The organism is Romboutsia sp. (genome assembly GCF_051659545.1).
Classification (GTDB): domain Bacteria; phylum Bacillota; class Clostridia; order Peptostreptococcales; family Peptostreptococcaceae; genus JBOFOR01.
The window spans coordinates 13,244-35,732 of sequence record NZ_JBOFOR010000273.1; the positions used below are offsets into that span (position 1 = coordinate 13,244).

The following is a 22,489-nucleotide window of genomic DNA, read 5'->3' on the forward strand; positions in this document are numbered from 1 at the left end:
ATTTATTTAGGTGGGTCTACTCTTAGTCTTTTCAGCATTGATATAGCTTTGAATTTTAGTCTTTGATTACAAGCTTCATTTTCAATTATGAAAAATAATATATCTATAAACTCATCTTTATTTTTATCATTTAATAATCTTTCTACTAAATTTATAACTGCAGCATAAACCTCTTCTGAATATTCCTTAGATATATTTTCATTTAATCCTATCGCTCTCTTTATTGATGGTAAAGCTATATCTTTGAAGTTAAACTTAGGTTTATCACACAATTCATATGCTCCATTTATAGCCTTAATAACTTTTCTGTCATCACTACTGTTAAGGTATTCATCATATACAATTTGCACTGCATACCTTAATAACTGATTGCTTTTGTATGCACAATCTCTTATCATAGAGAAAATTTGCCTACTATCATAATAGTTTTCTTCTAAAAACTCTTTTACTAGTTCTATAGCATCTTCTTCCCTACCTAAGCTACACATAGCTGCATTACAATATACCTTTTTAGTAATATCACTTTTATGTTCTTTTATAAGATTTTCAAAGTCTTTACTACAACCTCTTCTTGAGCCCCATTGCGCTAAAGTTATTAGTGCTGTTCCTATTTCTATAGAATTACAGTTATATTTATCTACTATACTAATAATAAGTTCTTCTACTCTTGGTGAATTAGAATATCTAATTGCTAAGAAAGCATTTTTTCTTGTAGTATTATTATTCATCCATTTTTTAAATATTTCTTCAAAATCATATTCTACTTCCCAATTTTTAGCTTTTTTTATCATAATATCTAAAGTTATAACCTCTGTCTCAGATGCACTAGGTATTACTCTACTTATAATTTTTCTAGCTTGTTTGTTTATAGTAGGTGCATTTAAATAGTCCTTGGCATTTTTTATAGCTTCATTTCCAAAGCTTTTTGTATAGTTATGTATAAAATACTTAGCCATTTGAACTTCTGTGTTATCTGATTCTGCAGTTAAGCTAATTATTTTCAAAGTATAATCTATACAAGTTTCATTATTAATACTCATAAATGCCTTTAGTGCTTGTAATCTTGTATCTCCCTTTGTGTGCCTATCATAAACTATTTTAAATAATTCTACATCTCCTATTTTTCCACAAGCATTTATTAAAATCATAACTTGAGTTGGCCATGACCATTCTTCTAATATAAACTTCACTGTATCCTTATATTCAAATTCATTTCTACAATAAATATGCGCTATAACATTCCCTAAAGTTTCTATTAATGAATTATTATTTATTAATAGGTTATTTACAATCTTAGAACTATAAAGTATAGCTTCTATTGGGCACGTATTTTCACTAATCATTTCCTCTGAAATAGTTTTTAAGTCTATTTCTAATTCATGTAATCTTGCTGCATTTATATTACCTATAGTTAGCTTTTCATAACACCTTACTAAATCTTCAATGTAATATGGCTCAAAATTCCAATAGAATAATTTATTACTACAAGTATTAGTACTTTCTCCTCCACCTTCACTTACTTCATTTATGTCTTTTAGACTAACTAAAGGTTTTGAGATACTCATGCTATTTTTATACTTTTCTAGGTCTTCTAAACTTTTTAATATCACAAAAATCCCCCCTATATAATCTCTTTTTCTTTTAAGTCCACTTCTTGCTTTAATTCTATTTTTTCTCCATCTACATCTACAAACAATCTTAGATACTTATCTTTATCTATAGAAAAGTTTATATCAATAGGTGTTCCTGGTTTTTTTGGAGTTTTGAAATAAGCTTTATACTTTCTTTGTATTCTCATTTTAGAATCGAATTGGTCTATACCCGCATAAAGATTTATTTCTAACCCAGATGGACTAGTTGTTCTAAGTGCTCCTTCTAATTTCCCTTCATATGGTACTTCTTGATTTGAGTTTATTATTACTACAGGTAACCCTTGCTTAACATCAATCATTATCGCTTCAGCTAAAACTCGAGTTAACTCAAATTTTTTCTCTTTTGCAATATTTGTAGTTACCTCCTCTACAATAGCTTTTGTATATATAATATTAGTTCTGTTAATTACAGTTTCATAATAATCATATATAGCTGCACCTTTAGCTACAGAACTTAAAGGATCTGTAGAGTTTATTATTTGTTTATCTTCTAAATCTAATATTTCTTTTATTTTATCTCTCACTAATTGATATTTAGTCATTCCACCTGTTAAGAATAAATAATCTATACTCTCTTTACTTATGTTATAATCTCTTAGGGTATTTAATATTGGATCTACGATATTTTTTTGAGTTTCCTCCTCCGATCTTTTGTTACTAGGTTTAGACTTAATAAAAAAGTCTTTAATAGATTCATCATACTCATCTTTGTTTATAGAGAATTGTATAGGATCTTCTCCATAAAAATTCATTATATAATGGTCAAAACTTTCACCAAAGTAACAATTCATTTCCATATCCGAGGAAATTCGTTCTTTAGCTTTTTCAGCAAATACCCTTAAATGCCTTACCATATTTTCTCTATCTTCTTTATCTATAGAGTTATATTCTAAATTGTATTTTTGTAAAAATTCTTGTAACTTCACTAACGCTACTTTATTATCAAAATCTATTCCTCCAAGCTCATCATATCTACCTATTGCTACTTCTGTAAATTCAACTTTTCTTCCATTTTGAATGACATCAACAATAGCTATATCACAAGTACCTCCACCTAAATCAAATACTAATATACGAGTACTTTCAGTAAGGTTTACTTGTCTTTGTGTTTCTATCAAATTAGATTGCTCGTTTATAAAATCGATAAGAGCTGAAGTAGGCTCTGGTATAAGATTTACATTAGTGAAACCGATTTCCATAGCTGCATCCTTGGTATCTTTTATTTGGTCTGTATTAAATGATGCAGGAACAGTTATAGTTACACTTTCAACATTTTGACCTTGATTATACCTTTTCATAGAATCTCTGCAAGTCTTAAGAATCTGCTTAGCTACATCTTTAGCTGTATATTCTTTTTCTCCTAAAGACCATTTTTTGCTACTCCCAATATATCTCTTAGTATTATATAGAACTTTTTTAGATGCCTTCGATTTTATATCCTTAGCTATTTTACCTACGTACTCCTTCCCATTTTCATCTACATAAAGTACTGAAGGTAATATAAATTCAGTAGTAGGGCATTTATTTTCATCTACTTGCATAACTTGTATTATTTGAGACTGTATCAATCCATTAAATAATACATTTCCCTTAGATACCACCGTATTAGTAGTTCCTAAGTCAATGCCAAAATATGTTTCATTTGTTGCTTCTATGTTCACTCTTTACTCCCCCTTTATAGTTACATAAGGTTTTAGTATTTCTTTATTGTTGTAAAACCACGCAGGATATACTACTTCCCCTTCACATAATTTAATATCTGATATATCTTTGTTTAATCTATAATTATAGAAAGAATACTCTTCTATAGATACATTCTCACCTATTCTTATAGTTTCTCTTGGATAAATTCCTACTTGCCTTAAAACATTAAATAAATTTTTTGCTACAAATATTAGACTTTTTTCTTCATAACCTTTTGAATAACAGTATAATCTATCTAATAAATTTCCATTAGTTGAATCATTCATATTTCTAACCAGATCTACAAGTGCTTTAGCATACTGTTCCTGCCCATACCCTATTAACTCTATATTATATTTTTGTAATTTACTTATTTCATTTTGAAGTTCTATTTCTCTATCCATATATTCTGCTATTAAGATATTGTTTAATTCTACATCTTTCTCTAACTTTTCTATTCTTTTTTTAAGTTGTAGGCTTTCTTGTTTCATATATTGGTCAATATTTTCCTGGAAATTAATTTTATAATTTAAATTTAATATTATATTTTTTCTTTTTTCTATTGCCCCTATAGTTTTATTGAGAGATTGATTTATTTCTTCTTTTCTATTTATTAAACTTTCTCTGCATATTAAAAATAATTTAACATCTTTAAATAAATAATCTAAATCATTTAAAATTATATCTTTTTCATTTATATTTAACCCATTTTTAATAAATTCGCCATATATAAATTTGCTTATTTCCTCCTTAGAGTTTTCATTATTTTCAACTATAATTTTCATTGCATATAATTCTACAAGCATAGATATTATAAACTTTTCACTTTTTATTTGTTCAAACCCCTCATCTTTTGCTATTTTATAAGGAAGCTTACGAGATTTTATATATTTAGATATAATTGAAAAACTTATGTCTATATCTAGTTCCCATTTTCCCATATAATCGTCGAATTTTTCTTTTACAATATCATAATAATCTTTAGTTGACTCATTAAAAGCTATAACATTTAAAAATAAATTCAAGTCATTAGTAAACTCTACTTTATTTTTATTTATATCTAGCTCTTTAATAACATCCCTAATACCTATCTTTAAATTGCTCACCTTTGCCCCTCCATTTTTTCGCATAAATCATCCAATTGATTTAATTCGATATTTTTGTTCGAATCCCTTTATTTTTTTATCTTTTTATATAAAAAATTTCACTTCGCCTGATCGATGTTTCGGCGAAACACTTCATGTCACTAAGAATTATGCGCCTTTGCGCAAAGAAGAGTGTAAACATAAAAACATGTTTACACTCTTCTTTAAAACGTATCTATAATAATTTAATATTATCCAAATATTTTAGTTGTTAATGAACATCCTGTACAAGTAGCTGCAACTCCACCTAAAGCAGTTTCTCTTAACTCCATTGGAAGAGTTTTTCCAACTTTATACATAGCTGCAACTGTTTCATCAAATGGTATTATATTTAATATTCCAGCTAAACATAATTCAGCAGATATTAAAGCATTAGCAACACCTATAGCATTTCTTCCTTGGCAAGGAGCCTCAACAAGTCCAGCTATTGGGTCACATACAAGTCCCATAACGTTTTGTAAACAATGAGATGCTGCATGTACAGCTTGCTCAACAGATCCACCCATCATTTCAACTACACCAGCAGAAGCCATAGCAGCTGCCGCTCCAGTTTCAGCTTGGCATCCACCTTCTGCACCAGAAACTGTTGCATTTCTAGTTATTATTACACCTATTGCAGATGCAGCAAATAAAGCATCTATCATTTCTTCATCAGAGAATCCATATTCTTTACCTATAGTAACAACTGCTCCTGGAAGTATTCCACAAGAACCCGCTGTAGGCGCAGCAACTATTAATCCCATAGAAGCATTTACTTCCATAGTACCCATAGCAGCAACCATAGCCTTATTCATTAATTCTCCGCATACACTTCTAGATGAAGTTCTATATTTAGTTAATTTTTTAGCTTCTCCACCTATAAGTCCACCCATAGATTTTATATCTTCTTCTACTGCTTTTTCAGTAGCAGCTTTCATTATTTGAAGGCTTACAGCCATTCTTTCTCTTACTTCTTCTTTAGTTACTCCAAGAAGTTCAGCTTCTCTTTCTATACATATCTGACTCATTGTCATGTTAAATTCATTACATTTTTCTAATAATTCCGCTCCGCTTGTGAAGTTATATTTCATTTTTGTCTCTCCTTACCTATTAGAATTTGTCTAAAACTACAACTTTAGCTACTACTTCAAATTTCTTTAATTGTTCTATTAAATCATGTTCTAATTGATCATCTGTTTCTATTGTAACAAATGTGTACTCTGATTTAGCAGGCTTATTCGTTGCTAAAGTAACTATATTTTTATTATTATGAGCTAGTAATCCAGTTACAAATGATACCGCACCTGGAATATCCTTTATTTCTAATACTACTGCAGCTCGTGATCCATTAAAGTCTAAAGCTAACCCGTCCATTTCTGTAAGCTTTATATTTCCTCCACCTATTGAAGCACCCATAACTGTAGAGATTGAACCATCTTCTAATAACATTTCTATTTTTACTGTATTAGGATGTACATTTTCACCTAAGTCAGTTTTAATAAACTCAAATTTAATACCTTGTTCTTTTGCTATGTCGAAAGAATTTTTTATTCTAGCATCATCTGGTTGAAAACCTAATATTCCACCAACTATTGCCTTATCAGTACCATGTCCTTTGTATGTTTCTGCAAATGATCCATGAAGTAAGAATTTAACTTCTTTAACAGGTTTACCTGCTATTTTAGATGCAGTCTTTCCTAATCTTGCAGCTCCTGCAGTATGAGAACTTGATGGTCCTATCATGTTTGGACCTACGATATCAAATACGCTATAATCTTTAGCCATTGTATTACCTCTTTCTTCTTTAAGTGTCTGTTTAAATTAATTTAATATATTGTATGTAGTTTTTACATACATTATATTAAATTAGTTTGCTCTTTTTTAATTATTTATAGTATTCTAATCTATATAACCTTAATTTTATATGCAAAATCTTACTTTTTTTAATTCTTACATTAAAAAATCTAACTAATTATCTATAAAAAAAACTGCTTTGTTTGATTAACTCAATGCCTAAATCTTCCAAGCCTTAGCTATACCTAAGTCCAAATTAATAATTCTCCATATTTAGGTTTAATTTAAAATGACCAGTATATTACTGGTCAAATTTGCAATAATTTTATAAAAATTATATTACAGCTATTACTTCTATTTCAACTCTAACGTCTTTTGGTAATCTAGCAACTTCTACACAAGCTCTAGCTGGTTTGTTTTCTCCAAAATATTCAGCGTATACTTCATTTATAGCTCCAAATTCATTCATATCTTTTATGAATACAGTAGATTTTACTACGTGTGAAAAATCTAATCCTGCCTCAGCAAGTATAGCTTGAACATTTTTTAATGATTGAGCAGTTTGTGCCTTTACATCACCTTCAACTATTTCCATAGTTTCTGGTACGAATGGAACTTGTCCTGATACAAATAACAGGTTTCCTGCTTTAACTGCTTGTGAATATGGTCCTATAGCTTTAGGTGCATTATTTGTGTGTATTACTTGATGTTTCATTTTGTAATTCCTCCTCTTAAATATAAATCTCTAAGTATTATGATACTCTTTTTCATATTCTATTATACTATTATATTTGTAATTCTGTACATATTTTTTTAAAATACAGACTTGAGGTATAGTATCTTTTATACTTTATTTTAAGTCTGTATTTTATTTTTCTACTTTTTATAATTAAATTACATTTCCATTATTTTAAAACCAGCTTTTTCAACAGCTTCTTTTATTTCCATCTTATGTTCATTGTTAAATGTTTCTAATTCTATTTCAAGGAATAAACTTCCTAAAGTATTTCCAAGTCTACCTAGATTAGCATTTAATATATTAGCATTTAATCCACTTACTATTTTTGTTAATTCAGCTAATCCACCTGGCTTATCTTGTATTTTTGTCTTAAATGTGAATCTTCTTCCTTCTTCACATAATGCAGTTCCTATAACTCTGTATAAAGTATTTACATCTACATTTCCTCCTGATATAACACATACAACATTTTCATCTTTAGTTGGTACATACTTTCCACTTAATAAAGCAGCTGTCGATACAGCACCAGAACCTTCAGATACTAACTTTTGGTTTTCTACTAAGAATAACATACCTTGAGCTATTTCACTTTCCTCAACAACAACAACTTCATCAACTAACTCTTTTATTATTTCAAAGGTCATATCTCCAGGAGTTTTAACTGCTATACCATCAGCTATTGTAGCTGCTTTAAATGCAGTTGTAACTTTTCCATTTTGTATAGATTCTTTCATTGATGGTATATTAGCTGTTTGCACCCCTATTATTTTAACATTTGGATTTAAAGCTTTAGCAGCTACTGATATCCCAGAGATAATTCCACCGCCACCTATCGGGCATATTATAGTATCAACTTTATTATCTAATTGTTCAAATATTTCAAGACCTATTGTTCCTTGTCCTGCCATAACATACTTGTCATTGAATGGGTGTAAAAAAGTAGCTCCACTTTCTTTTTGTAATTCTACCGCCTTTGTATAAGCATCATCATATACTAATCCATTTAGTACTACTTCAGCTCCGTACCCTTTAGTTGCTGTAACTTTTGCAAGTGGTGCAGTAGCTGGCATTACTATTGTAGCTTTTATTCCACTCATTCTAGCTCCTAATGCAACACCTTGTGCATGGTTTCCTGCACTTGATGCTATAACACCATTTGCTTTTTCTTGTTCAGTTAAGTTTGCTATTTTATTACAAGCACCTCTAACTTTGAAAGAACCTGTTTTTTGTAAGTTTTCACATTTGTAGAAAACATTTGCCCCCGTCATATCACTTAATTTAACACTTTCTAGTATATCTGTCTTTTTTACTATATCTTTTATAGTTTCTCTAGCTTCTTGTATATCTTGTAAAGTAACTTTTGTCATTATATTTTGTCTCCCTTTATTTATATAAATTTAATATTTTTTTTTCTAACAATTTTTATTCTATACTCTTTTTTTACAAAAATCAACACGAAATTTTTATTTCATAATCTTTTAATTTTTCTAAATAGATTTAAATTTTAAGCTAATTTACTAAACTTATTAATTTAATAAGCATTTTTCAATGATTATACTTATTTTTTAATATTGTCTGATGTTGCTTAAATATAGCAACTTATTCACATTTTGAGTTAATATAATTCCTTAAGCGTAAAAAAGAGAAAACTTAAAGTTCTCTCTTTTTAATCTACTTAACTACTATATTAACTAATTTTTTAGGAACTGCTACTACTTTTACTATAGTTTTTCCTTCAACTAGTGCTTTTATTTTCTCATCTTCCATTGCTACTTTTTCCATTTCATCTTTAGTTATATTAGTAGCAACACTTAATTTTCCTCTAACTTTACCATTAACTTGAACTACTATTTCAACTTCATCCTTAACTAATGCAGTTTCATCGTATTTAGGCCAGCTTATATCAAATACACTTCCTTCTTTATCTACCATAGTCCATAGTTCTTCACCCATATGTGGTGCAAATGGTGCAAGTATAGCTATTATTGTTTCTATACCTTCTTTTATAACAGCATTATTTCTGTTATCTAATTCTTTATACTTATACATCTCATTTATTAATTCCATTAAAGCAGATATAGCAGTATTGAATCCAAATTTTTCATTTAAGTCTTCTGTTACTTTCTTTAAAGTAGCACTTATTGTATATCTCATTGCTTTATCTTCTTTAGTTAAATCTCCTAAAGTAGCCTCAACTTTAGCTAAATCTGATAACTCATCAACTAATCTATATACTCTGTTTAAGAATCTAAAGCATCCTTCAACACCTTGATCTGACCACTCTAAGTCTCTCTCTGGTGGTGCAGCAAATAATACGAATAATCTTGCAGTATCTACACCAAACTCTTCTATTATTTCTACTGGTGCAACAACATTTCCTTTAGACTTACTCATCTTAGTTCCATCTTTAAGAACCATACCTTGAGTTAACAAGTTCTTGAAAGGTTCTTTAAAGTCTAACATTCCCATTGAATTGAATGCTTTTACAAAGAATCTAGAGTAAAGAAGATGTAATATAGCATGTTCTACTCCACCTATATATTGATCAACTGGCATCCAGTTGTTAACTGCATCTTTACCAAATGGTTCTTCTGTATTTTTAGGATCTATATATCTTAAGAAATACCAAGAAGAATCTACGAAAGTATCCATTGTGTCTGCTTCTCTTCTAGCAGATTTTCCACAACATGGACAAGTAGCATTCATAAATGTTTTTGAAGTTGTAAGTGGTGATTCACCTTTACCTGTAAATTCTACATCTGTTGGTAATAATATTGGTAAGTTTTCTTTCTTTTCTGGAACTATACCACATTCTTCACAGTATACTACAGGTATTGGACATCCCCAATATCTTTGTCTAGAAAGTAACCAGTCTCTTAATCTATAGTTTACTGTTTTCTTTCCTCTTCCCATTTCTTCTATTTTTTCTATTATTCCTTCAAATGCCTTATCAGCATCCATTCCATCAAACTCTTCAGAGTTTATCATTATGTTATCTTCATTTATTACTGGTACTACTTCTAAGTTGTACTTAGTTGCAAATTCAGCATCTCTTTCGTCATGTGCAGGAACTGCCATAACTGCACCTGTTCCATAATCAGCAAGTACATAGTTAGCTATCCATAATTCAACTTTCTTGCCGTTTAATGGATTTATAACATGCTTTCCTATAAACATACCTTCTTTTTCAACTTCACTTGAAGTTCTTTCTATTTCAGTCATTGTATGCATTTTTGCAACAAATGTATCTACTGCTTCTTCGTATTCTGTTCCATCAACTAATTCTTTAACTAATCTATGTTCTGGAGCTAAAACCATATAAGATACTCCATATGTAGTATCAGGTCTAGTTGTAAATACTGTTATAGACTTGTCACTTCCATCTATATCAAAAGTTATTTCAGCCCCAGTACTCTTTCCTATCCAGTTCTTTTGCATAGTTTTAACTTTTTCTGGCCAACCATCTAAAGTATCTATATCTTGAAGTAATTCTTCAGCAAAATGAGTTGTTTTGAAATACCATTGTTCTAAGTCTTTTTTAACTACTACTGAATCACATCTTTCACACGCACCTTGTACTACTTGCTCATTTGCAAGAACTGTTTCACAAGATGGACACCAGTTTACGAAAGATTTTTTCTTATATGCAAATCCATGTTCTAACATTTTCAAGAATATTTCTTGAGTAAATTTATAGTACTCAGGAGTTGAAGTTGCTATTTCTCTATCCCAGTCAAAACTAAGACCTAATGTCTTTAACTGTTCTCTCATGTCTGCTATATTTTCCATAGTCCACTTATCAGGATGTATTCCATGCTTTATTGCAGCATTTTCTGCAGGAAGTCCAAATGAGTCCCACCCCATTGGATGTAGAACATTATATCCTTGCATCTTTTTAAATCTAGCAACTACGTCACCTATTGAATAGTTTCTAACGTGACCCATATGTAATTTCCCTGATGGATAAGGGAACATTTCTAGTGCATAATATTTAGGCTTTGTTGCGTCACTAGTATCTGTTTTATATTGTTCATTTTTTTCCCAAGTTTTTTGCCATTTAGGCTCAATTTCATTTGGCTTATAAACGTTCATTAAAATTTCCTCCTATGTAATTTATTAAATTTTTTTATAAAAAAATCCTCTATCACTAAACATTACGTTTAGGGACGAGGATTAACTTCGCGGTACCACCCTAATTAGCCTATTACTAGACTCTCTTAAATAGTCTTTATGCCAACTACGGCTAAATAGATTTATCTAGCAAGTTCAAAGATATATTTTGCTAGTTCACACCACCACTAGCTCTCTGAAAAAAACATATTCTTTTACTACTCTAGTCTATTCAATATTACGAATTTTCAATTATAATAATTTATATTAACATTTTTATGCTAGTGTGTCAACATCTACGTATGGAGCATCTTTCCATAGCTTTTCTAAGTTATAGAACGCTCTGTTTTCTTCATTAAATACATGGACCATAACATCACCATAATCAAGAAGAATCCATACTTGAGAATCATGTCCTTCTTTTCCTCTAGCTTCTATTCCATGTTTAGTTAATTCATCTTCTACGTTATCAGCGATCGCTTTTACTTGTCTTTGTGAAGAAGCTGTTGCTATAACAAAATATTCACATAAACTTGAAACTGCTCCTACATTTATTATAGATATATCTTGTCCTAATTTATCATCTATTGCATCGTATATAACTTTTGTAATATTTTCTACTGTCATATTATTTTCTATTGTCATATTATTTCCTACCTTTCTTAGTTTTAAGCACATTTAACTATTATACCATAAATAATACTACTTCAACTACGGTATTTTAATTTTTAATATACCATATTGATTTAAATATACTTAATTTAAATTCTATTTATTATTTGATGTGATTTCTTTTAAAATATAATTTCTAGCTTTTATCGTTCTAGAATGTATAAGTTGATTATTCTCTATCACAAACTTTATAGTATTATTAAAAGAAATTAATAAAGCCTGATCGATTTCACCATTATAAACCAACTCTCTAAGTGAATCTATCCCCGAAAAATTTCTTCCTTCTTCTATCAAGTCCGCTAAGTAAATTATTTTTTCTAATAAATTCATATCTTCTTTACCTGTAGTATGATACTTTATAGAATTAATTATGTCCTCATCTTCTATACCTAATTCATATTGTGCAATATAAGATCCTATTGCACTGTGTGATAAAGCTATATTATTAGTCTCTAGTTCATCTAAATAGATTTCATACTTATTTACATAATAATTGACTTCATCATAGTTTAAATATTTTGCACAATCATGTACAATACCTGCTAAGTATGCTTTTTCTTTATCATAATTGTATATCTCACTTAGTTTAGCAGCACAATTTGCAACATTTAAGGAGTGATTAAACCTTCTCTTAGGTAGCATATCCATAATCTTTTTATTAATATTTTCTAAATCCATCTACTCCTCCTCATTTTTGTATAATCTATTATTGTAAATATATTTTTGTACAGATTCCGGAACTAAGTACCTCACTGATTTTTCTTCTTTTACTTGATCTCTTATATAAGTTGATGATATGTCTAAAGATGGTACATACACACTTATAATTCTGGCATCATATTTTTTAGTTAAATGTTCTATTTTTTCTTGCGCTCTTAACAAACTTATCCCCGGTCTTGTAGCAGCTATAAAGGTTGCCATTTTAAAGTTTTCTTCTACATCCTTCCAAGTTTCGATATCGCAAATAGCATCCGCCCCTGTTATAAAGTATATATCTGCGTTTACATATTTTTCTTTTATATATTTTAATGTGTCTACAGTATAAGTTTTACTACTTCTTTCTATTTCTAAATCTGATACTATAAAGTCATCATTATTTCTCGTAGCAAGTACTACCATTTTATATCTATCATATTTATCCGCTATATTGCTTTGTTTATGCGGAGGATTACCTGAAGGTATAAATATTATTTTGTCTAATTTATACTTGTCTCTAATAAATTCAGCTGTTGCTAAATGTGCGTAGTGTATTGGATCAAATGTGCCTCCCATTATTCCTATTTTAATCCTTTTATTACTTCTTCTAAATGTCTCTAGTTTATCACTATTTCTAATTTCAGCCGTATTAATTAGATTATTAATATCCATCTTTCGTCTCCTTTATTGCAATTATATTATTATTGTATCATTATTTTTTATTTATTAAAGGTTATAAATTATTTTTTTAGTGTATAATTATAATATTACATATATTAAGGAGATATATAATGGCTATAATTACAAAAATAGAATCTCAAAAGAAAAGCACTGACAGAGTTAATATTTATGTAAATGATGAATTTTTCATGGCAATATTTGCCGAGTTAGTCTATTCTTTTAATTTAAAAAAAGGTATGACAATAGATGAAGATTATCTTAAATCTATTCTTAAAGATGAGATGTATCTTAAAGCAAAAAATAAAGCTTTAAATATATTAGCAAAATCAGATCAATCTGAGAAAAAGATAAGGGAAAAACTTTCTTCAGACTTCGATGATGATGCTCTCGATAGAGTTATTGAATTTTTAAAAAATAATAAATTTATAGATGATGATTTATTAGCTCAAAAAATAGTGAATACTAACATTCATTTAAATAAATGTGGTAAAAATAGAATAAAACAAAATCTTTATAATAAAGGCATTGATAAATCTTCTATACATGAAGCTATTTCTGAAATAGATAGTAATGTTGAATTTGAAAATGCATTATATTTAGCTCAAAAAAGATATAATAGAATTAAAAATGAAGATAACAGAAAAATACATCAAAAAATTTCTCAGCATCTTGCTTACAAAGGTTTTGACTACGATACTATAAAGAGAGTATTAAGCAAAATTTTAAATAATAATGAGTATGATTTTTAAAAGTGGAGGATTTTTATGAAACTAGCAATGGGTATACTAAGTTTTATACTTGGCATATACAACGTAACTCAGCTATATAAACAAGATAGCCTTAGATAAATTCTAATGAAAAAGACTAGAAATGAATTTGTATAAACTCATTTTTAGTCTTTTATTAGTTTTAATACTATAAAATCAGCGATTTCAGCTATTATAAGTATGTAAAATAATTTTCTATTATTAATAAATGTTAATCCATATAAAACTAAACCCGAAATCATAGAAAAAATAATTAATTGTTTATCCTTTAAACTTTCACCTTCAAGAGCTATGTCTATAAACTCTTCTACATATCCAATTTTTAAAGATATTAATAAAACAACTAATCTATCTACCACAATTAATAACCAAAATAATAGTTTATAGTTATTAAAAATAATAGTGTAAATAGGTATAGAAAGTATATCTTTCCACAGCATTATCTTAAATGTTACTTCTTTAACTTTACTATCCATTATATATTACCTTCTTACTTTATTTTTATTAGGTTGCTTTATTATTTTATACTTTTTTATAGAAAATTTCAATTATGTTATTATACTTAAAAATAATGTTATATGGTATATGCACAGTGCAAAATATATAGTACTTGCTGTATAAACAAATATTTTTGTTATTATTGATATGTTTTCTTTAAGTTTAATTGATAACAATAGAAATATTAAAGTAGGTAAAATAATTTTTACAAATATAAATACAAATGAATTACTTTTATAAATCCAATTTAGCATTTTGTTTAATTCTATGTATACTCCTAAATTTAATCCAATATAGGTTGCTATTCCATCAAATAAATTTAAAAATATTAAAGGCATTAATATGTAATTTTTTTCTCCTTTGATTACTTCACTCCTCATAAATACTCCTTTTTCTTTTTTTTTATTGTAATCTAAACACCGAAAGATTCACATAATGCATAAGAGTTATTTTTAATGCTATACTTTCTCTGTTTTTGTATAATAAAAAAAATCTACTTTTTGAGTATTAACTATTTAGATATTAATTTATACTTAATGTTAGAATCATAATAAATATTTTTTTAAATACAAATACTATATTTATTACTAAAATGTATAAGGAGATAAGATATGATAGATTTAGTACTACTTGGCTGTGGTGGTAATATGCCTATGCCTAATAGATTTTTATCCTCTCTGTTCATAAACTACAGAGGAAGAAAAATACTTATCGATTGTGGAGAAGGTACTCAAGTTTCTATGAGAATGAAGAATTGTGGCTTTAAAACTATAGATCTAATTTGCATAACTCATCTCCACGGAGATCATATTATAGGACTTATTGGTTTATTATCTACTATTGGTAATAGTTCCCGTACTGAAGATTTGACTATAGTAGGACCACGTGGAATAATCGAAGTTATGAATGCAGTCAAAGTATTGGTTGAATATTTACCATATAATATTAATGTTATCGAAAACCCTAAAGGTACATTTTCTTTGAACAACGAATTTTTAAAAGAACTAGAAATAACTACTTTAGATTTAGAACACTCTACAGAGTGTTTAGGGTACAATTTATACTTTAAAAGAAGTCCTAAGTTTAACGTTGAAAAAGCTATAAAAAACAAAGTTCCAAAAATATTATGGCAAAAACTACAAAGAGAAAAAAGTATTACACTTGATGGAATTGAATACTCTCCAAATATGGTTCTTGGTGATGATAGAAAGGGAATTAAAATTAGTTTTGTAACAGATACCAGACCTTTATTTTCTATCCCTGAGTTTATAAAAGATAGTGACTTCTTTGTTTGTGAAGCAATGTATGGAGATGATTTAGATATATCTAAAGCAGTAAAAAACAAGCATATGACCTTTAGAGAAGCTGCAAATTTAGCTCGCTTAGGTAATGTCAAAAAACTTTTGCTAACTCATTTTAGTCCTTCTTTGGACAACCCTTATAATTATTTAGAAAATGCTACTAGTGTTTTTCCAAATACAATTGTAGGAGAAGATAGATTAGATTTTAATTTAAGTTTCAAAGATTAGAAAAAATGAGTTATCCTAATTAGGATAACTCATTTTTTTATTTACATACATTTCCTGCTACATTTAATACGTCCCAAGTTCTAGCAAATGGTGGCGCATAACATAAATCTAACATTCCAAGTTGTGAAGTTGTCATTTTTCCAAATATAGCAGCTGCTATTACATTTGTTCTTTGAACCGAGTCCTTGTAACCTGCTACTTGACCTCCTAAGATTACCTTAGTTTTTGCATCATACACAAGTTTTACATATATTTTATCTCTACCTGGATAGTAATTTGTCTGATTAAAATCAGATATAAACTTAACTTTAAAATCTAAACCTAATTTTTCAGCTTGTTTTTCTGTAAGGCCTGTTGCAGCAGCTTCCATATCCATAACCTTTATACAACTTGAACCTAAAGATCCTTGGAAAGAATTACTACCTCCTGCTAAGTTTTCTCCTACTATTCTTCCTAATTTATTAGCTCCAGTAGCTAATGGTACGTATGTATCTTGACCACTAACTATATTTTTTATAGTAGCACAGTCCCCTGCTGCATAAATATCTTCCATTGAAGTTTTACCAAATTTATCTACTATTATAGCCCCATTTGGTAACATTTCTATTGCTGTATCTTTTAAGAATGTTGTATTAGGTCTAACCCCTGTTGCTATTATAACCATATCAGCTTCTACTTCACCTTTATTAGTTACAACTTTTTTAACTTTTGTTTCTCCAACTAATTCTAGAACCACTTCTTCTAATCTTAAGTCAACTTCATGTTTTCTTATTTCTTCTTCTAATACACTTGTTATTTCTTTATCAAACACTTGATTTAATATTCTACCTTCTAATTGGAATATAGTTACTTCTTTGTTTAATTGTTTAGCTGCTTCTACAACTTCTAATCCTATAAACCCAGCCCCTATAACAACTACTTTTTTATTTTCATCTCTATTTATTAATTCTTTTACTTTTATTCCATCTTCCATACTCTTTAATGTTGAAACGTTTGCTAGATTTACATTTTTTATAGGAGGTATTATACTACTTGCTCCTGTTGCTACCATTAACTTGTCATAAGAATCTTCAAAAACTTCATTAGTTTGTAAGTTCTTAACTGTAAGTTTTTTATTATCTGTATCAATTTTTACTACTTCACTAAATATATTTAAATCTATTCCCGTTTCCCTAAATTTTTCTGGACTTCTAGCTATCATGCTATTTGGTTCATCAAAAAATCCTCCTACAAAATACGGAAGACCGCAAGCTCCAAATGACACAACATCAGTTTTTTCATAAACTACAACCTCATACTCTGGCTGCATTCTTTTTAATTTAGCCGCAGCACTCATCCCCGCTGCAACACCACCTATTATGACTACTCTCATGATTATTTCTCCTCCTTGAATAAGCATTATTACATTAAAACAGCATCTAATTTAACTTAGATGCTATTTTTGTATACATTATTATCTATATGATTTTTTAGTACCGTTTCCTTTTTTAGTAACCTTATCATCCTTAACTTTAGCTTTCGCTTGTTGATGTCCTGGGAATACTATTTTAGGATCGTCCATATTTTTCTTATATATAGTAATTTTAGATCCTATAGCTTGAACAAATTCTGCTCTTAAAGCTTCACATATTGCATTAGCAGTTTCTTTAGTATCTAAACCTGCATTATCAAGTATTGTAACTTTAACTATTTCTCTAGTTCTTAGCATTCCGTCTAATTGTTCTAAAAAACTTTCTGTTACACCATCTTTACCTATTTGAGTTATAGGATTTAGTGTATTAGCTATTGATCTTAAGTATGCTCTTTGCTTACCTTTTAACATATATCCACCTCTATTTATTCTAATTGTAGAATTCAAATTCTAACTCGTAAATTCTAACTGTATCTCCATCTTCAATTCCCATTTCTCTAAGTCTGTCAAATACACCTTGACCTTCCATAGCTTTTTGGAAATATTGAAGAGATTCCATATCATCAAAGTTAACAGAGTACATAATTCTTCTAAGTGTTTTACCCGTAACAACATATACTCCATCTTCATCTACTTCTATATTTAAGCTTTCTTGTTCTTGTATATCTAATTCTGGCTTATACATTTCTTCTTCTGTAACTAACTCTACATCTTCTACTTCGTTTAGTCGTTGAGCTACATAAGCTATTACATCATCTATACCTTGGCGAGTAGCAGCAGACATTTTGAATACTTTGTATCCTCTACCTTCTAATTCCGTTTTAAATTCTTCAAATACACTTTCATCTTCTAATATATCCATCTTATTAGCAACAACTACTTGTGGTCTTGAAGATAATCTTTCGTTGTAATATTTTAATTCATGATTTATCTTATCAAAATCTTCTAATGGATCTCTACCTTCTAGTCCTGATATATCAACTATATGTATCAATACCTTAGTTCTTTCAACGTGTCTTAAAAAATCATGACCTAAACCAACACCTTCTGCTGCACCTTCTATAATACCTGGTATATCAGCAAGTACAAAACTTTCTCCAAATTTTGTTTGAACAACACCTAAATTAGGAGTCAATGTTGTGAAGTGGTAGTTAGCTATTTTGGGCTTAGCCTTAGTTACAACTGATAAAAATGTTGACTTACCTACGTTAGGGAATCCTAAAAGTCCTACATCTGCTATCATCTTAAGTTCTAAAACTATCCATCTTTCTTGTCCATCTGTTCCTGATTTAGCGAAAGCTGGAGCTTGCCTTACTGCATTAGCGAAGTGTTGATTTCCTTTTCCACCTCTACCACCTCTTGCAATTACAGCTCTATCTCCTTCTTCTTTTAAATCTGCTAAGATTAAGCCTGTTGCTTCATCTCTTATTATTGTTCCTGCAGGTACTTTAAGAGTTAAATCATCTCCATTTTTACCTGATCTTCTTCCTTGACTTCCATCTCCACCGGGCTGAGCATTGTACTTTCTTTGGTATTTAAAATCCATTAACGTCCTTAGACCTAAATCAACCTCAAAGATTACACTTGCTCCACTTCCACCGTCTCCACCGTCTGGACCACCAGCTGGAACATACTTTTCTTTTCTAAAACCTACCGCACCGTTTCCACCGTTCCCGGCTTTAACAAAAATTCTTGCTTTATCTATAAACAAATTAATCACCTGCTTGCTTAAACTTTTTTTATTTATGTTATCCAAAATAGACATATATAATTCTTATAAATATCCATTTACAAGAAAAAGGAGTGCATTAACACTCCTTTTTGTATATATTACTCAGCTATTGATACTGGGTATACACTTACTTTCTTTCTCTTCTTGTCTTTTCTTTCGAATTTAACAGCACCGTCAACTAATGCAAATAAAGTATCATCTCCACCTTTACCAACGTTAGTTCCTGGATGTATCTTAGTACCTCTTTGTCTTACTATTATAGTACCAGCAGTTATAACTTGTCCGTCAAATCTCTTAACACCTAATCTTTTAGCTGCAGAATCTCTACCATTCTTAGAAGATCCTACCCCTTTTTTAGATGCAAGTAACTGTAAGTTCATGTTTAACATATAGAGTCACCCCCTACTTTTTTAAGATTTTTATATTTTTGGGATATTCCCGTTTTATTTCTTCAATAGATAATTGAAAATGATTTAATAGTAGTTGAGAATCTTTCAAGTATTTATCTTTAACGATACACTCTATATGACCTTCTTGTCCTATTACACTTTCAAATTCAACTTTCACTAATTTGTCTAAAGAATTTATGACTGCAATGGCATTAGATGTAACTGCAGAGCATACTATATCATATCCTATTTCAGCAAAATCGGCATGACCCTTTAAGCAAAATCCTTTTAGTGAAAACTCCTCGTAATAATATTTAACTTTTATCATTACTTAACCAACAATTAAGCGTTTATCTTTTCGATAACTATCTTAGTGTATGGTTGACGATGTCCTTGCTTTCTTCTATAATCTTTCTTAGCCTTATACTTGAAAACTATTATCTTCTTAGCTTTACCTTGTTCAACAACTTTCGCTTGAACAGAAGCACCTTCAACTACTGGAGTTCCAACTACTAACTCTCCGCCTTTAGTACAAGCTAATACTTCGTTTAAAGTGATAACATCACCTGCGTTAGCTTCTAACTTTTCAACGAATAATACATCACCTTCTGCAACTTTATATTGCTTTCCACCTGTTTTAACTATAGCGTACATAAATACACCTCCTCGGTCTTAGACTCGCCATTTAGGTACTTCATTATAAGAAGTTTACAACCTGTTCTGTGCGGCATTACAGTTACTAATATTACTACTTTATTGATTATTTGTCAACTAACTATTATAAATTATATTTATTTTTTCGTAATTTATGTTATTAACTGCCTCTAGTTCTATAATTACATCATATTTTTTGCTTATTCTTTTTATTGTTTCAGTAAAGTTTTTTTGAATTACATCATATAATTCATTATGTAATTCTATCTTTATATTATTATAAGATGTATGCTCTTTTATTCTTATGATTTCTTTTTCTATATTATCTATTAAATAATTTGCTGATTTTATATAGCCCTTACCTTCACATTCTAAGCATTCTTTTAAATAGTATTTATATATGGAATCTTTTTCTCTTCTTCTAGCTATTTCTACTAATCCTAATTTAGTTATACCTAAAACTTCAGATTTTCTTTTATCCTTTGAAAGTTCTAATTCTAAAGTTTTTATAAGAGTTTGTTTATGCTTATTTTTACTCATATCTATAAAATCTACTATAATTATTCCAGCTAAGTCTCTAATTCTTAGTTGTCTAGCAATTTCTTTTGCAGCTTCTAAATTTGTTTTGTATACTGTTTCGTCTAGTTTTAAGCTTCCTGTAAACTTTCCTGTATTAACATCTATAACTGTAAGTGCTTCTGTTTTTTCTATAATTAAATATCCACCACTTTTTAGCCATACTTTTTTATTTAATACTTTTTCTATTTGGCTATTTACTTTATACAAGTCAAATAGATCCTTATTTTCTTCTAGTGTTAATTTTTGTATATAATCTTTTTTTATAGATTTTAATATTAACTTTAGATCTTCATATTTTTCTTTGTCATTTATTATTACTTTTTCTATGTCATTATTGATATTATCTTTAACATATTTAGTGGCAAAATCTAAACTTTTATATAAAAGTTTAGGACCAATGCCTAACTTGTATTCTTTTGAAATTTCTTCAAAACGATTTTTTAAATCTTCTATATCTTTTTCTAATTCCTCTTTGCTACATCCTTGTGCTTCTGTTCTTATAATTAGACCCATCTTTTCTGTATTTATAGTGTTTACAATTTTTTTAAGCCTAAACCTTTCTTTTTCTTCTAATATTTTATTAGACATAGTTACCCTAGTGTTGGATGGTATATATACTAAATATCTACCTGCTAAACTTACTTCAAGATTTAATTTAGCGCCTTTAGTACCTATTTCTTCTTTATTTATTTGTACTAAAACTTCTTGCCCTGCTTTTATATTATCATCTTTTTTCAATTGTAAATAAGCTAACTTTTCATAACCTATATCTACAAAGCAAGCTTCTATACCTGGTAATACTTTTTTTACTATACCTCTATATATGTTAGAAATAGTTTTATCTTTTTTATTATCTTCTATAAATATATCGACTAATTTTCCATCTTCCAAAACAGCTGTTTTTTGCGATGCAACAAGAGATTCTATTACAATACTTTTCATAATTATTCTCCTTAAAAATTCACTTATCTAGATTTTGTAAGTATGTTGACGTTGCTTAAATATAGCGACTTATCCACATTTTTTGAGATAATATAATTCCCTTAATCGTAAAAAAGGTGGTTTTATCCACCTTTTTTATTACATTGGAGATACTAATTCTCCATCTTGAACTACATATAAGTCTCTTCTTAATATATCTACATCTAGAGGATCTATTTCTAATTCAAGCATCTCTAATATTCTAGGAATAAACACGTTAGTATTTAAGTTTGCTTTAGAACCAATTGCTATTGTAGCTTCTAAAGTTATACAGTCATCTTGTAAATCTAATATGTCAAAATTCTTTATCATTGGTCTTATATTAGATTCTACTATTTTTCCTTTTTTATTTTTCTTAGTTATCATTATTTCTTCTTTGCTCATAAAGTCTAACAAGTTACTTTTTACAAATTCTTTGCTTAAACTTTTTTTGAGTTCAATATTAAATATATACTCTCCATACTCTATATTTGATGCTAGTGATGGAGTTTGCCTATCTATATCTATAGCTTTTAAGAATTTTATACCTTTTGGTAATTGTTCATTCATTCTAGTTAAGTATTCTTCAACACTTAACTCTTCTTCGATTTCAACGTCTACGTATTCTCCTTGGCTCTCAGTTCCTAAAGCTAAAGCATTACCATAACTTATCTTAGGGTGAGGATTATACCCTTGAGAGTGCACTAATTCTATATCAGCTCTTCTAAACGCTCTTTGTAATAACTGTTGTAAATCAAGGTGCGATATGTATATCATATCCCCTTCTTTATTGTATTTAGTTCTTATTATCTTACTCAT

General features: G+C 28.9%; 23 protein-coding genes and 1 other annotated feature. Of the genes, 2 read left to right on the forward strand and 21 right to left on the reverse strand.

Going from position 1 to position 22,489, the window contains the following annotated elements:
* Positions 1–2: 2 nt before the first annotated feature.
* The 11 genes from ACRC03_RS15895 to nadD all read right to left on the reverse strand — a co-directional run bounded on the left by ACRC03_RS15895 (position 3) and on the right by nadD (position 13,142).
* Positions 3–1,610, reverse strand: a complete 1,608-nt coding sequence (locus ACRC03_RS15895; protein WP_438653576.1) for a hypothetical protein — start codon at positions 1,608–1,610, stop codon at positions 3–5.
* 11 nt (positions 1,611–1,621) lie between these two features.
* On the reverse strand, positions 1,622–3,313 hold the full coding sequence (locus tag ACRC03_RS15900) for an Hsp70 family protein (protein ID WP_438653577.1): 1,692 nt from the start codon (positions 3,311–3,313) through the stop codon (positions 1,622–1,624).
* Between the two features lie 3 nt (positions 3,314–3,316).
* Complete coding sequence (locus tag ACRC03_RS15905; RefSeq protein WP_438653578.1) at positions 3,317–4,441, reverse strand: hypothetical protein; 1,125 nt, start codon at positions 4,439–4,441, stop codon at positions 3,317–3,319.
* A gap of 230 nt (positions 4,442–4,671) precedes the next feature.
* Complete coding sequence (sdaAA, locus tag ACRC03_RS15910; protein WP_438653579.1) at positions 4,672–5,550, reverse strand: L-serine ammonia-lyase, iron-sulfur-dependent, subunit alpha; 879 nt, start codon at positions 5,548–5,550, stop codon at positions 4,672–4,674.
* Positions 5,551–5,569: 19 nt separating this feature from the next.
* Positions 5,570–6,244 carry an L-serine ammonia-lyase, iron-sulfur-dependent subunit beta gene (sdaAB, locus tag ACRC03_RS15915; RefSeq protein ID WP_438653580.1) on the reverse strand — a complete coding sequence of 225 codons (675 nt, stop codon included), beginning with the start codon at positions 6,242–6,244 and terminating at the stop codon, positions 5,570–5,572.
* Between the two features lie 343 nt (positions 6,245–6,587).
* Entirely contained in the window at positions 6,588–6,968 is a 381-nt protein-coding gene (locus tag ACRC03_RS15920) for a RidA family protein (protein WP_438653581.1), read from the reverse strand.
* Between the two features lie 179 nt (positions 6,969–7,147).
* Positions 7,148–8,359 carry a threonine ammonia-lyase gene (gene ilvA, locus ACRC03_RS15925; RefSeq protein ID WP_438653582.1) on the reverse strand — a complete coding sequence of 404 codons (1,212 nt, stop codon included), beginning with the start codon at positions 8,357–8,359 and terminating at the stop codon, positions 7,148–7,150.
* A 304-nt stretch (positions 8,360–8,663) separates the two neighbouring features.
* Positions 8,664–11,084: a leucine--tRNA ligase gene (leuS, locus tag ACRC03_RS15930; RefSeq protein ID WP_438653583.1), complete on the reverse strand. Its 2,421-nt coding sequence runs from the start codon at positions 11,082–11,084 to the stop codon at positions 8,664–8,666.
* A 67-nt stretch (positions 11,085–11,151) separates the two neighbouring features.
* Positions 11,152–11,344 (reverse strand) — a binding site (T-box leader).
* A 34-nt stretch (positions 11,345–11,378) separates the two neighbouring features.
* Positions 11,379–11,729, reverse strand: coding sequence for a ribosome silencing factor (gene rsfS, locus ACRC03_RS15935; protein ID WP_438653687.1), 351 nt, complete (start codon positions 11,727–11,729; stop codon positions 11,379–11,381).
* Positions 11,730–11,870: 141 nt separating this feature from the next.
* Complete coding sequence (gene yqeK, locus ACRC03_RS15940) at positions 11,871–12,452, reverse strand: bis(5'-nucleosyl)-tetraphosphatase (symmetrical) YqeK (protein WP_438653584.1); 582 nt, start codon at positions 12,450–12,452, stop codon at positions 11,871–11,873.
* On the reverse strand, positions 12,453–13,142 hold the full coding sequence (nadD, locus tag ACRC03_RS15945; RefSeq protein ID WP_438653585.1) for a nicotinate-nucleotide adenylyltransferase: 690 nt from the start codon (positions 13,140–13,142) through the stop codon (positions 12,453–12,455). It abuts the gene before it with no gap.
* 119 nt (positions 13,143–13,261) lie between these two features.
* Here nadD and recX point away from each other — a divergent pair, with 119 nt between their 5' ends.
* Entirely contained in the window at positions 13,262–13,900 is a 639-nt protein-coding gene (recX, locus tag ACRC03_RS15950; RefSeq protein WP_438653586.1) for a recombination regulator RecX, read from the forward strand.
* Between the two features lie 143 nt (positions 13,901–14,043).
* On the opposite strand, the gene ACRC03_RS15955 is transcribed toward recX, so the two are convergent.
* Together ACRC03_RS15955 and ACRC03_RS15960 are read right to left on the reverse strand one after the other, a co-directional pair.
* Positions 14,044–14,394, reverse strand: coding sequence for a hypothetical protein (locus tag ACRC03_RS15955; protein ID WP_438653587.1), 351 nt, complete (start codon positions 14,392–14,394; stop codon positions 14,044–14,046).
* A gap of 72 nt (positions 14,395–14,466) precedes the next feature.
* A complete protein-coding gene (locus ACRC03_RS15960) occupies positions 14,467–14,796 on the reverse strand; it encodes a DUF5658 family protein (protein ID WP_438653588.1) in 330 nt (109 codons plus the stop codon).
* 231 nt (positions 14,797–15,027) lie between these two features.
* On the opposite strand from ACRC03_RS15960, the gene ACRC03_RS15965 reads away from it, so the two are divergent.
* Positions 15,028–15,945 (forward strand): ribonuclease Z, encoded by a 918-nt coding sequence (locus ACRC03_RS15965; RefSeq protein ID WP_438653589.1) that lies wholly within the window; start codon positions 15,028–15,030, stop codon positions 15,943–15,945.
* A 37-nt stretch (positions 15,946–15,982) separates the two neighbouring features.
* Here ACRC03_RS15965 and ACRC03_RS15970 read toward each other — a convergent pair whose 3' ends face one another.
* The 8 genes from ACRC03_RS15970 to ACRC03_RS16005 all read right to left on the reverse strand — a co-directional run bounded on the left by ACRC03_RS15970 (position 15,983) and on the right by ACRC03_RS16005 (position 22,489).
* Entirely contained in the window at positions 15,983–17,317 is a 1,335-nt protein-coding gene (locus tag ACRC03_RS15970; protein WP_438653590.1) for a CoA-disulfide reductase, read from the reverse strand.
* Between the two features lie 81 nt (positions 17,318–17,398).
* On the reverse strand, positions 17,399–17,767 hold the full coding sequence (locus tag ACRC03_RS15975; RefSeq protein ID WP_438653688.1) for a YhbY family RNA-binding protein: 369 nt from the start codon (positions 17,765–17,767) through the stop codon (positions 17,399–17,401).
* A 19-nt stretch (positions 17,768–17,786) separates the two neighbouring features.
* Positions 17,787–19,067, reverse strand: coding sequence for a GTPase ObgE (gene obgE / locus ACRC03_RS15980; protein WP_438653591.1), 1,281 nt, complete (start codon positions 19,065–19,067; stop codon positions 17,787–17,789).
* Positions 19,068–19,186: 119 nt separating this feature from the next.
* Positions 19,187–19,477, reverse strand: a complete 291-nt coding sequence (gene rpmA, locus ACRC03_RS15985; RefSeq protein WP_438653592.1) for a 50S ribosomal protein L27 — start codon at positions 19,475–19,477, stop codon at positions 19,187–19,189.
* Between the two features lie 13 nt (positions 19,478–19,490).
* Positions 19,491–19,805 carry a ribosomal-processing cysteine protease Prp gene (locus ACRC03_RS15990; RefSeq protein ID WP_438653593.1) on the reverse strand — a complete coding sequence of 105 codons (315 nt, stop codon included), beginning with the start codon at positions 19,803–19,805 and terminating at the stop codon, positions 19,491–19,493.
* Positions 19,806–19,819: 14 nt separating this feature from the next.
* Positions 19,820–20,131, reverse strand: coding sequence for a 50S ribosomal protein L21 (gene rplU, locus ACRC03_RS15995; RefSeq protein ID WP_438653594.1), 312 nt, complete (start codon positions 20,129–20,131; stop codon positions 19,820–19,822).
* A gap of 117 nt (positions 20,132–20,248) precedes the next feature.
* Positions 20,249–21,652: an Rne/Rng family ribonuclease gene (locus ACRC03_RS16000; protein WP_438653595.1), complete on the reverse strand. Its 1,404-nt coding sequence runs from the start codon at positions 21,650–21,652 to the stop codon at positions 20,249–20,251.
* Between the two features lie 138 nt (positions 21,653–21,790).
* Entirely contained in the window at positions 21,791–22,489 is a 699-nt protein-coding gene (locus tag ACRC03_RS16005; protein WP_438653596.1) for a TIGR03936 family radical SAM-associated protein, read from the reverse strand.

What these genes read in the sequence shown, in the direction of transcription:
- ACRC03_RS15990 (WP_438653593.1), bottom strand. Translation starts at nt 19,805, where the DNA reads ATGATAAAAGTTAAATATTATTACGAGGAGTTTTCACTAAAAGGATTT.
- leuS (WP_438653583.1), bottom strand. Translation starts at nt 11,084, where the DNA reads ATGAACGTTTATAAGCCAAATGAAATTGAGCCTAAATGGCAAAAAACT.
- yqeK (WP_438653584.1), bottom strand. Translation starts at nt 12,452, where the DNA reads ATGGATTTAGAAAATATTAATAAAAAGATTATGGATATGCTACCTAAG.
- rsfS (WP_438653687.1), bottom strand. Translation starts at nt 11,729, where the DNA reads ATGACAGTAGAAAATATTACAAAAGTTATATACGATGCAATAGATGAT.
- ilvA (WP_438653582.1), bottom strand. Translation starts at nt 8,359, where the DNA reads ATGACAAAAGTTACTTTACAAGATATACAAGAAGCTAGAGAAACTATA.
- ACRC03_RS16000 (WP_438653595.1), bottom strand. Translation starts at nt 21,652, where the DNA reads ATGAAAAGTATTGTAATAGAATCTCTTGTTGCATCGCAAAAAACAGCT.
- ACRC03_RS15955 (WP_438653587.1), bottom strand. Translation starts at nt 14,394, where the DNA reads ATGGATAGTAAAGTTAAAGAAGTAACATTTAAGATAATGCTGTGGAAA.
- rplU (WP_438653594.1), bottom strand. Translation starts at nt 20,131, where the DNA reads ATGTACGCTATAGTTAAAACAGGTGGAAAGCAATATAAAGTTGCAGAA.
- nadD (WP_438653585.1), bottom strand. Translation starts at nt 13,142, where the DNA reads ATGGATATTAATAATCTAATTAATACGGCTGAAATTAGAAATAGTGAT.
- rpmA (WP_438653592.1), bottom strand. Translation starts at nt 19,477, where the DNA reads ATGTTAAACATGAACTTACAGTTACTTGCATCTAAAAAAGGGGTAGGA.
- ACRC03_RS15970 (WP_438653590.1), bottom strand. Translation starts at nt 17,317, where the DNA reads ATGAGAGTAGTCATAATAGGTGGTGTTGCAGCGGGGATGAGTGCTGCG.
- ACRC03_RS15960 (WP_438653588.1), bottom strand. Translation starts at nt 14,796, where the DNA reads ATGAGGAGTGAAGTAATCAAAGGAGAAAAAAATTACATATTAATGCCT.
- ACRC03_RS15965 (WP_438653589.1), top strand. Translation starts at nt 15,028, where the DNA reads ATGATAGATTTAGTACTACTTGGCTGTGGTGGTAATATGCCTATGCCT.
- ACRC03_RS16005 (WP_438653596.1), bottom strand. Translation starts at nt 22,489, where the DNA reads ATGAGTAAGATAATAAGAACTAAATACAATAAAGAAGGGGATATGATA.
- sdaAA (WP_438653579.1), bottom strand. Translation starts at nt 5,550, where the DNA reads ATGAAATATAACTTCACAAGCGGAGCGGAATTATTAGAAAAATGTAAT.
- ACRC03_RS15920 (WP_438653581.1), bottom strand. Translation starts at nt 6,968, where the DNA reads ATGAAACATCAAGTAATACACACAAATAATGCACCTAAAGCTATAGGA.
- recX (WP_438653586.1), top strand. Translation starts at nt 13,262, where the DNA reads ATGGCTATAATTACAAAAATAGAATCTCAAAAGAAAAGCACTGACAGA.
- sdaAB (WP_438653580.1), bottom strand. Translation starts at nt 6,244, where the DNA reads ATGGCTAAAGATTATAGCGTATTTGATATCGTAGGTCCAAACATGATA.
- ACRC03_RS15975 (WP_438653688.1), bottom strand. Translation starts at nt 17,767, where the DNA reads ATGTTAAAAGGTAAGCAAAGAGCATACTTAAGATCAATAGCTAATACA.